This is a genomic window from Streptococcus sp. LMAG:39 (assembly GCF_008680485.1).
Taxonomy (GTDB): domain Bacteria; phylum Bacillota; class Bacilli; order Lactobacillales; family Streptococcaceae; genus Streptococcus; species Streptococcus pasteurianus.
Genome location: NZ_NALE01000001.1, coordinates 551,183 through 567,782, shown reverse-complemented (window position 1 = coordinate 567,782; position 16,600 = coordinate 551,183). Strand labels below are relative to the sequence as shown.

General features: G+C 37.0%; 16 protein-coding genes. 12 read left to right on the top strand and 4 right to left on the bottom strand.

The features are described 5' to 3' along the window. From CCC20_RS02665 to CCC20_RS02630, 8 genes are all read left to right on the top strand, one after another. Complete coding sequence (locus tag CCC20_RS02665) at positions 1 to 1,335, top strand: glycosyltransferase family 4 protein (protein WP_058692406.1); 1,335 nt, start codon at positions 1 to 3, stop codon at positions 1,333 to 1,335. A gap of 349 nt (positions 1,336 to 1,684) precedes the next feature. Then, positions 1,685 to 3,631: a threonine--tRNA ligase gene (gene thrS / locus CCC20_RS02660; protein ID WP_012962255.1), complete on the top strand. Its 1,947-nt coding sequence runs from the start codon at positions 1,685 to 1,687 to the stop codon at positions 3,629 to 3,631. A gap of 289 nt (positions 3,632 to 3,920) precedes the next feature. After that, the gene (locus CCC20_RS02655) at positions 3,921 to 4,676 is read left to right on the top strand and encodes a hypothetical protein (protein WP_230321725.1); all 756 of its coding nucleotides are present in this window, start codon (positions 3,921 to 3,923) and stop codon (positions 4,674 to 4,676) included. A 164-nt stretch (positions 4,677 to 4,840) separates the two neighbouring features. After that, a complete protein-coding gene (locus CCC20_RS02650; protein WP_013852117.1) occupies positions 4,841 to 5,719 on the top strand; it encodes a DUF3114 domain-containing protein in 879 nt (292 codons plus the stop codon). Between the two features lie 105 nt (positions 5,720 to 5,824). Further along, positions 5,825 to 6,517 carry a response regulator transcription factor gene (locus CCC20_RS02645; RefSeq protein ID WP_013852116.1) on the top strand — a complete coding sequence of 231 codons (693 nt, stop codon included), beginning with the start codon at positions 5,825 to 5,827 and terminating at the stop codon, positions 6,515 to 6,517. Next, on the top strand, positions 6,462 to 7,994 hold the full coding sequence (locus CCC20_RS02640) for a sensor histidine kinase (RefSeq protein ID WP_013852115.1): 1,533 nt from the start codon (positions 6,462 to 6,464) through the stop codon (positions 7,992 to 7,994). The genes CCC20_RS02645 and CCC20_RS02640 overlap by 56 nt, the downstream gene beginning before the upstream one ends. A gap of 242 nt (positions 7,995 to 8,236) precedes the next feature. Next, positions 8,237 to 8,539, top strand: a complete 303-nt coding sequence (locus tag CCC20_RS02635) for a PepSY domain-containing protein (RefSeq protein ID WP_003065782.1) — start codon at positions 8,237 to 8,239, stop codon at positions 8,537 to 8,539. 247 nt (positions 8,540 to 8,786) lie between these two features. Then, a complete protein-coding gene (locus CCC20_RS02630) occupies positions 8,787 to 9,395 on the top strand; it encodes a TVP38/TMEM64 family protein (protein ID WP_013852113.1) in 609 nt (202 codons plus the stop codon). Between the two features lie 92 nt (positions 9,396 to 9,487). Here the strand turns inward: CCC20_RS02630 and CCC20_RS02625 are convergent, their stop codons facing one another. From CCC20_RS02625 to CCC20_RS02610, 4 genes are read right to left on the bottom strand one after another with little or no spacing between them, the layout of a single operon-like run. After that, the gene (locus CCC20_RS02625; RefSeq protein ID WP_287178937.1) at positions 9,488 to 10,135 is read right to left on the bottom strand and encodes an amino acid ABC transporter permease; all 648 of its coding nucleotides are present in this window, start codon (positions 10,133 to 10,135) and stop codon (positions 9,488 to 9,490) included. A gap of 11 nt (positions 10,136 to 10,146) precedes the next feature. Next, on the bottom strand, positions 10,147 to 10,851 hold the full coding sequence (locus CCC20_RS02620) for an amino acid ABC transporter permease (protein ID WP_003065775.1): 705 nt from the start codon (positions 10,849 to 10,851) through the stop codon (positions 10,147 to 10,149). 16 nt (positions 10,852 to 10,867) lie between these two features. Beyond that, entirely contained in the window at positions 10,868 to 11,680 is an 813-nt protein-coding gene (locus tag CCC20_RS02615; RefSeq protein ID WP_069788880.1) for a transporter substrate-binding domain-containing protein, read from the bottom strand. Positions 11,681 to 11,690: 10 nt separating this feature from the next. Further along, positions 11,691 to 12,455 (bottom strand): amino acid ABC transporter ATP-binding protein, encoded by a 765-nt coding sequence (locus tag CCC20_RS02610; protein ID WP_003065772.1) that lies wholly within the window; start codon positions 12,453 to 12,455, stop codon positions 11,691 to 11,693. 304 nt (positions 12,456 to 12,759) lie between these two features. Here CCC20_RS02610 and yycF point away from each other — a divergent pair, with 304 nt between their 5' ends. The 4 genes from yycF (at position 12,760) to rnc (ending at position 16,565) form a co-directional block, all read left to right on the top strand. Then, complete coding sequence (gene yycF, locus CCC20_RS02605; RefSeq protein ID WP_003065770.1) at positions 12,760 to 13,470, top strand: response regulator YycF; 711 nt, start codon at positions 12,760 to 12,762, stop codon at positions 13,468 to 13,470. Next, the gene (gene vicK / locus CCC20_RS02600; RefSeq protein ID WP_013852111.1) at positions 13,463 to 14,815 is read left to right on the top strand and encodes a cell wall metabolism sensor histidine kinase VicK; all 1,353 of its coding nucleotides are present in this window, start codon (positions 13,463 to 13,465) and stop codon (positions 14,813 to 14,815) included. The genes yycF and vicK overlap by 8 nt, the downstream gene beginning before the upstream one ends. Further along, entirely contained in the window at positions 14,816 to 15,625 is an 810-nt protein-coding gene (gene walJ / locus CCC20_RS02595) for an exodeoxyribonuclease WalJ (protein ID WP_003065766.1), read from the top strand. Between the two features lie 253 nt (positions 15,626 to 15,878). Then, complete coding sequence (rnc, locus tag CCC20_RS02590) at positions 15,879 to 16,565, top strand: ribonuclease III (protein WP_270619892.1); 687 nt, start codon at positions 15,879 to 15,881, stop codon at positions 16,563 to 16,565. Positions 16,566 to 16,600 lie beyond the last annotated feature (35 nt).

Sequence of the window (16,600 nt, the reverse complement as noted above, 5' to 3'; positions counted from 1 at the left end):
ATGAGAATAGGTCTTTTTACAGATACCTATTTCCCTCAAGTTTCAGGGGTTTCAACAAGCATTTGCACCCTAAAAGAAGAATTGGAAAAAGAGGGACACGAGGTTTATATATTTACTACCACTGATAAAGCCGTTAAACGCTACGAGGATCCAACGATTATTCGTCTGCCTAGCGTTCCTTTTGTGTCGTTTACTGACCGTCGTGTAGTTTATCGTGGGTTGATTTCCTCTTATAAAATAGCAAAGCAGTATAAATTGGATATTATTCATACTCAGACTGAATTTAGTGTTGGTGTTTTAGGGAAAATGATTGCTGCTGCACTCCGCATTCCTGCGGTACATACTTATCATACTCAGTATGAGGATTATGTTGGTTACATTGCCAAAGGGAAAATCATCAAACCTGGCATGGTTAAGTACATTATTCGCGGTTATTTGAACGATTTAGACGGCGTTATTTGCCCATCACGTATTGTTTTAAATCTGTTAGAAGGTTACGATATTAAAATTCCTAAACGTGTTATCCCGACAGGTATTCGTGTGGAAGAATACGAACGCAAGGATATTACAGCAGAAGATGCTAAAGCTCTCCGCGATAAATTAGGTATTGCTGATGACGAAACCATGCTGCTTAGCTTGTCACGTGTTTCTTACGAAAAAAATATCCAAGCTATCCTAAAACAATTTCCAGAAGTTTTGTCGGAAAATAAACGTGTTAAGTTAGTTGTTGTTGGTGATGGACCCTATCTCCAAGATTTGAAAGATTTGGTAGCAGAGTTGGGTATTGAAGAAGCTGTGATTTTTACAGGAATGGTCCCACATGACGAGACAGCTTTGTATTATAAGGCAAGTGATTTCTTTATTTCAGCTTCTACTAGTGAGACACAAGGATTAACCTACACAGAAAGCCTTGCCAGCGGAACGCCTGTCATTGCTCATGGCAATCCTTATTTGGACGATATTATTGACCAAAAGATGTTCGGGACACTCTTTTATCATGAAGAAGATTTAGCAGATGCAATTTTAGATGCGATTGCCGGTACACCAGCAATGGACGAAAGGACATACAAAGAAAAAATGTACGCTATTTCAGCAGAGCACTTTGGAAAATCAGTCTATGCCTTTTATTTAGACGTCTTGATTTCAGCCAAAAATAAGAAAAAATCAAAATTATCATTGACGGTGCGAAGCCAAGATGAAAAAACATCTATCAAATTTGCTCAATCAGCGATAAAAATGCCAGCTAAAGCTGTTAAAGCGACAGCTAAAACATCAGCCAAAGTTGTTAAGGCTCCAAAACGATTAATTAATTCAATTCGAGATTTCATTGATTAAGTTCTTGAAAAATAAATTATTCGTGTTATAATAACTTACGAAGACGAGTTGAACAGGGGTAAACCTTTAGAGCGAGTGCCGGTTGGTGAGAAGGGCGCAGGGTTGGCTGATTCAATACTACTTCCTTGCTTTTATGCAAACATAAAACGGTAGCTACGATATAGCTAGTTTGAGGTTTACGACTCTTTTTTGTCGTAGATAAATGAAGGTGGAACCACGTTACGACGTCCTTTTGGGACGTCGTTTTTCTTTTATCTCGAGGAAAAGTCTCATAAGCTGATAATATTCCTTTTGCTTGGTTCCCCAAAAAGGAATTGTCAACATTGTAAATTATAAAAAGGAGAGAAATATGGTTAAAATCACTTTTCCAGATGGCGCTGTGCGCGAATTTGAATCTGGTGTAACACCTTTTGAAATTGCTCAAAGCATTAGCAATTCACTAGCTAAAAAAGCCTTAGCTGGTAAATTTAATGGTCAATTGATTGATACAACCCGTGAAATTACTGAAGACGGTAGTATTGAAATCGTGACACCTGACCACGAAGATGCTCTTGGTATCTTACGTCACTCAGCTGCTCACCTTTTTGCACAAGCAGCAAAACGTCTTTTCCCAGACCTTTGCCTTGGTGTAGGTCCTGCTATTGAAGATGGTTTCTACTACGATACTGATAACAAAGCTGGTCAAATCTCTGATGAAGATCTTCCTCGTATCGAAGAAGAAATGAAAAAAATCGTTAAAGAAAACTTTCCATGTATTCGTAAAGAAATCACAATTGATGAAGCACGTGAATTGTTCAAAAACGACCCTTACAAACTTGAATTGATTGAAGAACATGGTGCAGACGAAGGTGGTCTTACTGTTTATTCACAAGGTGAATTCACTGATCTTTGCCGTGGTCCACACGTGCCTTCAACTGGTCGTATCCAAGTTTTCCATCTATTGAACGTCGCTGGTGCTTACTGGCGTGGAAATAGCGACAATGCGATGATGCAACGTGTTTACGGTACTGCTTGGTTCGACAAAAAAGATCTTAAAGCTTACCTTAAACAACGTCAAGAAGCTAAAGAACGTGACCACCGTAAACTTGGTAAAGAACTTGATTTGTTCATGATTTCTCAAGAAGTTGGTCAAGGTCTTCCATTCTGGTTGCCAGACGGTGCGACAATTCGTCGTACGTTGGAACGCTACATCGTTGATAAAGAAGTAGCTTCAGGCTACCTTCATGTTTATACTCCACCTTTGGCTTCAGTTGATTTGTACAAAACATCAGGTCACTGGGACCACTACCGTGAAGATATGTTCCCAACAATGGATATGGGTGACGGTGAAGAATTCGTTCTTCGTCCAATGAACTGCCCACACCACATCCAAGTTTACAAACACCATGTACACTCATACCGTGAATTGCCAATCCGTATTGCGGAAATCGGTATGATGCACCGTTATGAAAAATCTGGTGCTTTGTCAGGTCTTCAACGTGTTCGTGAAATGTCACTTAATGACGGTCATTTGTTCGTAACACCTGAACAAATTCAAGAAGAATTCCAAAAAGCTCTTCAATTGATTATCGATGTTTATGAAGATTTCAACTTGACTGAATACCGTTTCCGTCTTTCACTACGTGACCCTAAAGACACTCACAAATACTATGATGACGACGAAATGTGGGAAAATGCACAATCAATGTTGAAAGCTGCCTTGGATGAAATGGGTGTTGAATACTTCGAAGCAGAAGGTGAAGCAGCCTTTTACGGTCCAAAACTTGATATTCAAGTGAAAACAGCTCTTGGTAACGAAGAAACATTGTCAACTATCCAACTTGACTTCCTTCTTCCAGAACGTTTCGGTTTGACATACATTGGTGCTGATGGTGAAGAACACCGTCCAGTTATGATTCACCGTGGTGTTATCTCAACAATGGAACGTTTCACAGCTATCTTGATTGAAAACTACAAAGGTGCCTTCCCAACATGGCTTGCACCACACCAAGTAACTGTTATCCCAGTTTCTAACGAAGCTCACGTTGACTACGCTTGGGAAGTTGCTAAAGTTCTTCGCGACAAAGGTGTTCGTGTTGACGTTGATGAACGCAACGAAAAAATGCAACTTAAAATCCGTCAAAGCCAAACTAAGAAAATCCCTTACCAATTAATCGTTGGTGACAAAGAAATGGCTGATAAGACAGTTAACGTTCGTCGCTATGGAAGCAAACAAACTCACACAGAAGCAATCGATGAATTTGTTGACAATATCTTAGCTGACATTAACCGCAAATCACGTCCAGATGCTGAATAATACTTCCATTTGCACAATAATATAAATTCGGCAGAAAAGAAGTCTAATAGTGGGCTTCTTTTTTACTTGTGGAAAATTTCTTCTGATTTAGTGTAAAAATCCTATATATGCAAATTCAAATTGGACTAAACATTTTTATCTAATGATAAAAGCGTTTACACGATGAAAAGATTTAGGGATAATTAAATAAGCTTATTCTAATTTATAGAAAAATTCCATATATGCAAAAACTTAAAGATAGACATTATCCATGCTAAAATAAATCCACGCTTGTGGGAAAGGAGATAGAATGAAAACAATAAAACAAGTGTTATTGGTATTGTTTAGTGCCATTTTAATGGTTGGTATGATACTAGCGGGAATGTCTAGTTTGAAAGTAGATGCCTCAATAACGGTATCTTGGAATTTCAAAAACTCAAGTTTTAAAAATATTGGAACGATTTCTAGCACAACGACGGTTGATGGCTTGACGTTGGTAGCAACAGATAGCTTGACCATGCAGGTTAAGGCTAAAAATGCGACGGTTTCTGGAACTGATGATACCTATGCTTTGGCGCTTAGTGGGAGAGGTGACCAAAACGGCAGAGCTGTCAAGGTTCCAGTGTCTGGAAATGACGTGATTAAAGTAACCTTGCAAAGTTCTTCAAGCACAGACGCAAGAACTTTGATTGTTGCTGATTCAGCAGGAAATCAATTGACAACAATGTCTGCTGGGACAACAGCTAGCACACAACCTTACACTTATACAGGTGGTGGGGATGCTATTTGGGTATATTCACAAGATAGCAGTATTGATATTTTTAAAATTCAAGTTGATTCAAACGGCATAAGCAGTACATCAACTACCACAACAACTTCAGATACTTCTGCAACCAACACATCAGACGATATAGTCGTAACAAGCTATTCGGAATTGCTTTCAGCGATTAGCCAAGCAGAAAATGCTGGTGGTGGCAAAATTTACGTATCAGGGACAGGCATTGCTTGTAGCGGACAAATTGCGCTTTCAAAAGCCAATGATAATGTCCAAATTAAAAGTTGTTAAGAGTTTTTATTTGCATATTCTAAATTGGTATCTTATGATATACCGTAAAAGATACATAAAGAGGTATGATATATGGTTTTAGCTTATAATAAAAGTTACAATTTAAGAACTTATCAAAAAATTTATAATCAAGTAGAAAAAGTATTTTAAGTTATAATAACACTATGAAAATCGGAGATAAAGCATTTTTTAGTTTTTGGGAAAATAGCAGAGCTGTGACAAGTGCCAATCAGGCAAAGGAAGTCTTGGAGAAAGTCATGGCAATTGCTCAAATGCCTTTAGAATTAACTGGGAACGTCAGCCAGACACGCGAGTTGATAAATCAGTTTTCGGATAACTTGGCACCAGATCATGTCTTTTGGCAAGAATTTGCGGAGGTTGTTCAACTTGCCTTTCCAGCAGAAAGCATGGCAGCCGATAATTTACTGGCTCACCAAATTCATCAATTTCGTTATGTGATTTCTGCCTACCAAGCACAGTGGGTACGAGAATATTTTCCAGCTCAAAATGACCGTTTATCCTTGTTGACTTATCTAAAAGGAAAGAAGGGACGACGTTTTTGGCGGAAGCAATTTGATTTTGATTTGACAGAATCGTCACGCCTTCACAATAAAGCTCCTAAAAAGCCTATTTTGGGATTTTCGTTACCCATTAACTTGAAAATTGTAATGGGATTTCACACGGAATTTATCCTAGATAGCCAAGGGCGTTTTGCAAATGAAATTGACCCACAGGGTACCAATCATAATGGTATTATCAACGGTGCTAGTTTTAACTATGCGAATCAGAATGACAAAAGGCATTATGAACTTGATATTGCTCCCATTAAACCACACGATCCTGCCTTTCGGAAACAAATCTTAGCCAATCAAGGCAATCGTTTTTCAGCACCACTTTTAATCAAAAAACGCCAACACGAACAATGGGAGCACAGCTATTTTAATAAAAAAGGGCATTATGCCAAAGCAGGAAAATCTGCCTATCAGCAAGTCAAGGCTTTGCGGCGCTCCTTCCAAAGGGAATTAAGAAAGTTGAAAAAATAACAGAACAAATATGAGGTATTTCTGCGGCAAGTCCAGCTGGGCTTGCCATATTTAGTGCAATTTATGGTATGATGAATGTAAGAATTTACGTTTTAGAGGTGTTAAATGGCTAAGGTTTATGTGGCAGATGATGAAAAAAATATTCGTGAATTGATTGCGTCATTTTTACGTGAACAAGGACTTGATGTTGAGATTTTCGAGACAGGAGACCAATTGTTGCTGCGTTTTATGGAAGAAGAAGCAGATGTAGTGATTTTGGATGTTATGATGCCAGGGACAAATGGTGTTGAAATTGCAACCATGCTTCGTAAACGCTCTGATGTGCCCATTATCCTATTAACAGCACGTGATAGTGATGCTGATTTTGTTAAAGGTTTTTCAGCAGGGGCAGATGATTATTTCACCAAGCCATTTTCACCGTTAAAATTAAGCTTGCGCGTGAAAGCTATTTTGGCACGCCAACCGCAATCGCAAGAAGTGGTTAAAGGAACCTCAGATGTCGTGACTTACGAAGCGCTGAATTTATCCGAGAAAGAACGCACGGTCACCTATGACAATCAAGTCTTAAAACTGACCAATACAGAATTTGAATTATTAAAAATGCTGATGAATCATGCAGAAGAGGCTGTTTCACGTGATGAACTTTTGCATCACATTTGGGGATACGAAAGTAGCATAGAAACACGGGTAACGGATGATACCATTAAACGCTTGCGTAGAAAATTGAGAGGAGTCGATAGTCATGTCCTTATTGAAACGGTTTGGGGCTATGGTTTCAAACTCACGAAAAAACAATAAAAAACAGCTCAATCACCCGAAAAAAATATTGCAGAAAAAGCGTCGAAATTTGCGTTTCAAAACGACACTATTTGTTCAGCCTTTAACCATTATTATCGTTTCTTTTGCTATTATTCTTTTAGTATTTAATGTGCTTTTGAAATTATTTATTGCTGAGCAAGCATTTACAGCTGTACAAAATCAATATGATACTTTGGACACTTTATATGTCGGTGATACTCCAGAAACGACAGCAGAAGGAAATATTTTTGAGACTACTTATGTCATTGCAGACGACTCTTTTGATATTAAGTACATTTCAGCTTCTATGTACGATTTATCAGAGAAAAAAATTTCTGAAAAGATTATTGATTATTTTTCAGATAATGATGATATTGAATGGTTTGATGATATTGATGAGGATGATGCAGACTATAGTGATTACCAAAATAGTTTAAATTACTTTAAAAAAGTTGAAATTGATGGTTCAGCTTACATGATCAAAATGCAGGAATATCCTGGCACATTAGCAGACAGTTATGTCAAACAAGACAATAATGATGGTTCTCCAACGTATTATATTTTCGTTTTTGCCAATGTCACACCGATTGAAGAACTGGAAGATTATATTAATTTTATATTATTAGTTTTGATGGTTATTGTCGGAATCGTTGCTAGTATCAGTATTTTTCTTACCGCTCGAAAACTTGACCGAAATTTTGGTAGTTTGAAATCTTATATTTTACGTGTTGGCAATCGCGAAAAAAACTTGCCAACAGAAAACTTTGCCTACCGTGAATTTAATGAAGTTGGGCAAACTGTTGAGCGGATGAATGATATGATTGATGCTAACCAACGTAGTCAACAACTCTTCTTTCAAAATTCTTCTCATGAATTGCGGACGCCTTTGATGTCTATTCAAGGCTATGCTGAAGGTATTAAAGAGGGGGTTATTGATGCCAAACAAGCAGCTAGTGTCATTGTTGATGAAAGTCAGAAAATGACTGATTTGGTGGATGATATTTTGACACTTTCGAAAATGGAATCCGTCCAAACACAATTACAGCTGGAAAAGCTGAATATTACAGACCTTCTTTATGATGTTAGTTGGCGCTTGAAAGCCAAGGCTGATGAACGCGGTATTACCTTTGAACATCACTTTGACGATGATTATTTGGAAATAGAAGCCGATGAAAAGTTATTGGAACGTGCATTTACCAATATTTTATCGAATGCTGTCCGCTACGCTAAAACACAAATCAGTATTTCAGGAAAGCTGATAGAAAATCAATTACAAATCACTATTTCAAATGATGGCGAAGCTATTTCAGAGCAAGACCAAGAGCACTTATTTGAACGTTTCTACAAGGGAAAAGGTGGTCATTTTGGCATTGGACTTGCCATTACTAAGGAAATTGTTGAGCGCCATAAGGGAACAATCACTGTAATCTCAAATGCCCAAGAAACGAGTTTCATTATTTATTTGCCAGTAAAGTAACGAGGTAATAATAAAAAATACGAAGCTGAGCACCTTGTCTCAACTTCGTATTTTTGTTCTCATTTAGTCTACCTCAAATCTTTCAATCGTCTTACAATTTTGTAAGAGCGCAAGTGCTGAAATCTAGTAAACTAGACTTAGAAGAAATTGCCACACTTTTGCCACAGCTTTTCAATACTTTAGCTGAGATTTTTCAAAAAAGCTTGGTTATAATAGACATATAATATCGAAGAGAGGAAAAGATGACAGTTTCAAAAAAGTTTAAAATTGATTTGATGAGTGTACTAGCAGTGCTTTTGATAATCTTGTCTATTTACGCTTACAATAATCTTGGTTACACTTTAAGTAGCAAAGAAGCTTATCAAATTGCTTACCAAAACGCTGGTGTTGCAAGCAAGGAACTTCTTTCAAAATCTTTTGAGAAAAGCCGTTTGGGATTAAAGGCAACTTATCATATTACCTTAAAAACTGAAACGACAGACTACAGTTACACCATTGATGCCTCAACGGGTTCTATCATGCAGCGGCAATTTCACGAAAAGTAACTGTTAAGACCCTTTAATTTAAGATATTATTTTAATGAAACGAAAGAGACATGGCATTTAGCCGATGGTAGCTAAGTGATAAGGAGACTAAAATGAAAAAATCTAAGAAATCAATACTTTATATATTACTTTTACTGGTTTTACCGTTAGCACTTATTGTTTATCTTCTAGAATTGTTTGGTCTGAAGATTATTAGTTGGCGACGTTGAAGTGACACTTTCATTTTTGAGACAAGGGAGGGGAATCTATGGTAGAAGCTGGAACTCAGAGAAAAAATATTCAAATTTTAACAGGAATTGGTTTTATTATTTCTATTGGATTGTTAATTTTCTTTAAACAACACCCAACATATTTCCAAGTTGGAGGAATCTTTCAAAGTTCCCTTGGACAACTTGGGTTCTTTGCACCGCTTATCTTTGTGCTCTTACAAGTGATTCAAGTCGTTTATCCGATTATTCCTGGTGGGATGACAAGTGTTATTGGTTACATTGCATTTGGACCTATCTGGGGATTTATTTATAACTTTACGGGTATTTTTGCAGGTTCTCTATTAGCTTTTGGGCTTGCTAGACGTTATGGTGAGACTTTTGCCAAAGCCTTTGTCTCACAAGAAACTTATGATAAGTACGTCGGTTATCTAGACCTCAATGATGGTAAATTTTACGCTAAATTTTTAGGAGCAGCCTTTGCTTTACCAGGATTTCCAGATGATTTCCTTTGCATGGTATCTGGGCTTTCAAAAATGACTTGGAAGAAATTTATCACGATTTTCCTCATTACCAAACCAGTGACGCTTTATATTTACACCGTTGTGGCGTATAAAGGGTTGAACTATTTATTAACACTATTCCATTAATGATTTGATTGAATAAACAATAACTTCTTTTTGACATATGACAGCAAAAAATCCCTTGCTCAATGTGAGTAAGGGATTTTTTGTTTGATTTATTATTCGGCAGCTTTTTCCCATTTTTTAGCCAATCGGCGTGAAATTGTTGAAATGGTAAAGTTAATCACAAAGTAAATGGCAGCAATCAAAGCATATAGTGTAAAAACTTGGTTTGCTTCAAAGTAACGTCCCATCAAGATTTGGCTTTTACCAAATAATTCTTGAACAGCGATAACTGAATATAGCAATGACGTATCTTTGATAACTGTTACGAATTGTGAAATGATAGCTGGCAGCATTTTACGGAATGCTTGTGGAAAAATAATGTAAATGAAAATCTGTAAATTTGTCATCCCTTGTGCTAGACCAGCTTCGGTTTGCCCATCATCAACACCATTTAGCCCTCCACGGATGATTTCAGCAAGAGCAGCAGAAGTAAAGACAGTAAAGGCAGTAATTCCTGCTGGTGTTGATTTCATTTGAAAAATAAGGAAAATAATGAAAATCCAAAGCAAGTTTGGAACGTTTCGGACAAATTCAATATAAATACTTGAAATCCAACGCAGAATCGGATTTTTCCCATTACGCATGACAGCAAGTACTGTTCCGATAAGTGTTGATAGTACAATTGCAATAAATGAGATATAAATCGTTAGCCATAATCCTTGGAGGATAAAGCTAATGTTGGTAGGTGTTAATACTGACATTTATTCTCCTCCTAAAGTGAATATGATTTCTTGTTTTCTTCTTCTTTACGACGTGCCCATGTTGCAAGAGGGAAACACATAATGAAGTAAAGAAGTGCTGCACCAGCAAAGGCAGGAACATAGTTAGTAGTTTCATATGCCCAAGCTTTTGCTGTAAACATGATGTCTGCTCCTGAGATGATAGCGACCGTTGATGTATTTTTTATCAAGTTAACCACTTGATTAGTGAGTGGTGGCAAGATTGTACGTACCGCTTGCGGTAGGATAATTAAACTCATGGTTTGACTATAAGTGAATCCTTGTGAAAGAGCAGCTTCTGTTTGCCCTTTTGGCACAGCTTCAATCCCCGAACGAATAACTTCGGCGATATAAGCACCGTGGTAAATCCCAACGCAAAGAACAGCTGTAAAGAATGTTGAAATCATGATAACACCGTTGGTCATAATCGCAAGACCGTAATAAACGAAAACGAATTGCACTAGAAGAGGTGTATTCTGGAAAACTTCAACATAAACACGGGAAATTGCTTTTAGAACTCTACTTTTAGATGATGACATCGCACCAAAGATAACCCCTAAAACAAAGGCTAAAATCAAGGCGCAAATAGACATTCCCAACGTATATAAGAAGCCTTTTGCAAATTCACCAAAATTGGCAAAGAAATCTGCCCAACGTGAGAGGGCAAATGGACTCGCAGCTGCGGTTAATAAAAACATGTCAATTTCTCCTCTCTTAATTATCGTTAGCCTTTGCAGGCGTCAAATCGTATTTATCATAAAGTTTTTGCAAACTACCATCAGCTTTCCAATCAGCAAGTAAGTCATTGATGTAATCAATCACAGACTGATTAGATTTTGTTGCTGCGATACCGTATTCTTGGGTGTTGAACCCTTCGTCAATGATTTCTGTTTTCTTGCTGACATAACCAGTCAAGATAGATTTATCAACAGAGAAAGCACTGATACGATTAGCATAAAGTGAAATGGCTAATTCTGGATATGAACCGAGTTGAACAAAATTAAAGCTTAGATTGTGTGCTTCACCATATTCTTCAATAGCTGATTTAGTTGTTGAACCTTGGGCAACACCGATTGTCAAACCGTCCAAATCAGCAATGCTATCATAACCTTTTGATTTATTAACCAAGAAACCAATCTCATCATAATAATAAGGGTTAGAAATCGCATAAGAAGCCTGACGTTCTTCAGTAATGGTATAAGTTGCGATCAAGATGTCAATTTGTCCATTATCTAAAAGCGCTTCACGTGTTTGAGCAGTAACTGCTGTAAATGAAACTTTAACCCCTAATTTTTTGGCGATTTTTTTAGCTAAATCAACTTCCATACCTTCGTATTTTCCAGTTTCGGCTGAATAATAACCAAAGTTTGGAACGTCTTGTTTAACACCGACTTTTAAAACGCCAGCGTCTTGAATTTTCTTGACTTGTTCAGATACGCTATCTGCAAATGTTGTTTTGCCAGTAAAAACTGTCAATAAAATCACTGACAGACTGGCTAAAATGGCTAAACCTAGTTTTTTCTTCATAAGCATCTCCTTATTTCTGAGAGACAGTGTCACTTGTGTGATTAATGACTTTACTCAAGAATTGCTTAGCACGTGGTTCAGTTGGATTGTCAAAGAAACCTTGGACATCAGTAGTATCTACCAAAATTTCCCCTTCAGCCATAAAAATAATGCGGTCGGCAACTTCACGGGCAAATCCCATTTCGTGCGTGACAACGACCATGTTCATTCCTTCTTTGGCAAGATTTTGCATGACAGCAAGAACATCACCGATTGTTTCAGGATCAAGAGCAGAAGTAGGCTCATCAAAAAGTAATAACTCTGGTTGCATTGCCAAACCACGAGCAATTGCCACACGCTGTTTTTGTCCACCAGAAAGCATTCCTGGGAATGAATCTTTACGATCCCACATGTTAACATAAGTCAAGTATTGCTCAGCGATAGCTTCAGCTTCTTGTTTTGATTTGCCAAGAACTTTAATCGGTGCTAAAGTCACATTTTCTAACACTGTTTTATGTGGGTACAAGTTAAAATGTTGGAATACCATGCCAACTTCTTTGCGAAGTTGCACAAGGTCTTTAGCTGTTGCAGAAGAAACCTCATGCTCGTTTACTTTTAAGCTCCCTGTGTCAATAGATTCAAGAGCATTCATTGTACGGATAAGTGTTGATTTACCAGACCCTGAAGGACCTAGAAGTACAACAACCTGACCTTTTTCAATTTCTAAGTTAATATTTCTAAGGGCATGATATTCCCCATAGTATTTTTCGACATTTTTAAATTCAATTAGTGCCACGCTTGTCTCCTTTTCAAAGATAAGATTTCTTTGTCAGGTAATCTTACATCTGACATTATAAGTTAGTCTATATTAACATAAGGGGTAGCAATTGTCAAATATATTCAGAAAATTTCAACAAATAAAGGGTTAAAAATAATAATCTTATTGTTTCAAATGTTACTTTATGATGTCAAAAACGCCCAATATTTCCAATTAAAGTCGAATTTTGATATAATTTAGGGCAGAAGTCATTTTGGTGACTGAACATGAAATCGTTGTTTGAGAATTTTTTAATAACTTACGAAGAATAAAGAGGTGGCATATGAAAAAAATTCTTATCGTGGATGATGAAAAACCAATTTCGGATATTATTAAATTTAATTTAGCTAAAGAAGGTTATGAAACTGTAACGGCTTTTGATGGTCGTGAAGCTATTACAAAGTTTGAGGAAGAAAATCCAGATTTAATTATCCTGGATTTGATGTTGCCAGAGTTGGATGGGCTTGAAGTGGCTAAGGAAGTTCGCAAGACAAGTCATATTCCAATCATCATGTTGTCTGCTAAGGATAGCGAGTTTGATAAAGTTATCGGTCTTGAAATTGGTGCAGATGACTATGTGACCAAACCATTTTCAAACCGTGAATTGTTGGCGCGTGTTAAAGCGCACCTTCGTCGTACAGAAAATATTGAAACAGCAGTTGCTGAAGAAAATGCTTCGGCTTCAAATTCAGAAATCACAATTGGCGACTTAAAAATTTTACCAGATGCCTTTGTAGCACAAAAACGTGGTGAAGATATCGAATTAACACACCGTGAGTTTGAATTGCTTCATCATTTGGCAACTCATATGGGACAAGTCATGACTCGTGAATATCTTTTGGAAACCGTTTGGGGCTATGATTATTTTGGTGATGTGCGTACGGTTGACGTAACGATTCGTCGTTTACGCGAAAAAATTGAAGATACACCAAGCCGTCCAGAATATATTTTGACACGTCGGGGTGTTGGGTACTACATGAAGTCATATGAATGATACAATGTTACAAAATTTAACTTATTTTGAACAAGCCATTCTCTTTCTTTTAGCATTTGTCGCAGTTTATTTTGTTTATTTAGCGATAAGAGATTATCGAACTTCTGTTAATATTCGACGTTTGAGTGGTAAAGTGCGAGAGCTTATCACAGGAAAATATACAGAAGATATTATTATTGAAAAAGATAGAGACTTAGCTGAGTTAGCTGACCAATTAAATGATTTGTCAACAGTCTTTCGTTTAGCACAGGAAAATTTGGCGCAAGAAAAGAATCGTTTAGCAAGTATCTTATCCTATATGACAGACGGTGTCTTGGCGACTGACCGTGCTGGAAATATCACAATGATTAATCAAACCGCGCTACAACAACTCAATTTAGAGCAAGAAGAAGCTTTGCAGATGAATATTGTTGATATTTTAGGAGCTGATAGTACTTATAGTTATCATGATTTGGTGTCAAAAACACCTGAAATTGTCTTGAACCGTCGTGACGGAACAGGTGAATTTATTACTTTACGTATTCGATTTGCTCTAAATCGTCGTGATAGTGGCTTTATTTCAGGGTTGATTGCTGTTTTGCATGACACAACCGAACAAGAAAAAGAAGACCGTGAGCGTCGCCTTTTCGTTTCTAATGTTAGTCATGAATTGCGAACACCATTAACATCTGTAAAATCTTATCTGGAAGCTTTAGATGAAGGGGCACTCAAAGAAGACATTGCGCCAAGCTTTATCAAAGTGTCTTTAGATGAAACAAACCGTATGATTCGTATGATTTCAGACTTACTTAATTTATCGCGTATTGATAATCAGACGGTTCAACTGGAAGTGGAAATGACCAATTTCACAGCTTTTATGACATCAATTCTTAACCGTTTTGATCAAATTAAAAGCCAACATACAATCAGTGGAAAACAGTATGAGATTGTCAGGGATTATCCGATTAAATCAATCTGGCTTGAAATTGATCCTGATAAGATGACGCAGGTTTTGGATAATATCCTTAATAATGCTATCAAATATTCACCAGATGGTGGAAAAATCACAGTTAGCATGAAAACGACGGAAACACAGTTGATTATCTCAATCTCTGATGAAGGGCTTGGTATTCCTAAGAAAGATTTGCCATTGATTTTCGACCGTTTCTATCGTGTGGATAAGGCTCGAAGTCGTGCCCAAGGTGGTTCAGGACTCGGCTTAGCTATCGCAAAAGAAATTGTCAAACAACATAAAGGTTTTATTTGGGCACAAAGTACTTACGGAAAAGGGTCGACCTTTACAATTGTACTTCCTTACGAAAAAGATTCTGAAATTTATGATGAATGGGAGGATGAAGAAGAGTAGATGTCTGAAAATGCTTTTAAATATAGTATTTTAGCCTCCGGTTCAACTGGAAATTCTTTTTATGTGGAAACACCACAAAAACGTTTTTTGATTGATGCGGGTTTGACTGGTAAGAAAATTACCAGTCTTCTTGCTGAAATTGACCGCAAACCAGAGGACTTAGATGCTATTTTTATTACACACGAACATTCTGACCATATCAAAGGGGTTGGGGTGTTAGCACGTCGTTATAATCTTGATGTTTATGCGAATGAAAAAACGTGGCAAATGATTGATGAGCGAAATATGATTGGAAAGCTTGATTTCGCTCAAAAACATATTTTTGAACGTGGTAAAACATTGACACTTGGTGACATTGATATTGAAAGTTTTGGTGTTAGCCACGATGCCGTTGAGCCACAATTTTATCGTTTGATGAAAGATAATAAATCGTTTGTTATCTTAACAGATACAGGTTATGTTAGTGACCGCATGGCAGGAATTATTGAAAATGCTGACGGTTACTTAATTGAATCAAATCATGATGTTGAGATTTTACGTTCTGGTGCTTATCCGTGGAGTTTGAAACAACGTATCCTATCTGATAAAGGGCACTTGTCAAACGAAGACGGTGCTGGGACAATGATTCGAACCATTGGAAATCGCACGAAGAAAATTTACCTTGGACATTTGAGTAAAGAAAACAATATCAAAGAATTGGCTCACATGACCATGGAAAATAATCTTATTCAAGCTGACTTTGGGGTTGGTTATGACATGAAAGTCTTTGACACCTCACCAGAGGAAGCAACACCATTAACAAAGTTATAAAAGTTTAGTTTGTGAAAACTGTCCGTTGGACAGTTTTTATTGTGCATTTACACTATAAATTCAAGACCAAAATAAATTGTATTAAATAGAAGAAATTAAGGGGATTTTTTGGAGAAATTCCCTTTTTTATGACTTTTCTGGTATAATAAAATAGTCTATGGTAGAAAAAGCGTTTTAATAACTCAATGAATGATTGAGAAGAAACGTTTTAATAAGATAAGGATATAGACTATTTTTTGAAGGGAGATTTATCATGCAAGCTTTAGACACAAAACTTCAGCAAGATTTCGGAATTGTTTTTGAAGATAAAACTTTGCTAGAAACAGCCTTTACCCACACTTCTTATGCTAATGAACATCGCCTCCTAAACATTTCACACAATGAACGCTTGGAATTTTTAGGAGACGCGGTTCTTCAACTTTTGATTTCGCAATATTTGTTTAAAAAGTATCCGAAAAAACCAGAGGGAGACTTGTCAAAAATGCGTTCCGTCATTGTACGTGAAGAGTCTCTAGCAGGTTTTTCACGTTACTGTGGATTTGATGAATTTATCAAATTAGGAAATGGTGAAGAAAAATCTGGTGGTCGTAATCGTGATGCAATTTTAGGTGACTTATTTGAGGCATTTCTTGGAGCTTTGTTGATGGATCAAGGTGTTGAAGCCGTCAATAAATTCTTAAACCAAGTGATGATTCCACAAGTTGAAAAAGGTAATTTTGAGCGCGTGAAAGATTACAAAACAACACTTCAAGAGTTGTTACAAGGTCATGGTGATGTGACGATTGATTATCGTGTTTCAAACGAATCAGGACCTGCACATGCTAAAGTCTTTGAAGTGACTGTGTACGTTAATGATAAAGCCAAAAGTCAAGGAATCGGAAAATCTAAGAAATTGGCTGAGCAAGATGCTGCTAAAAATGCTCTAGTCTTGCTTCAATAAGACATTTGAAAGGAAATTGATGAGGCAAATGTCCA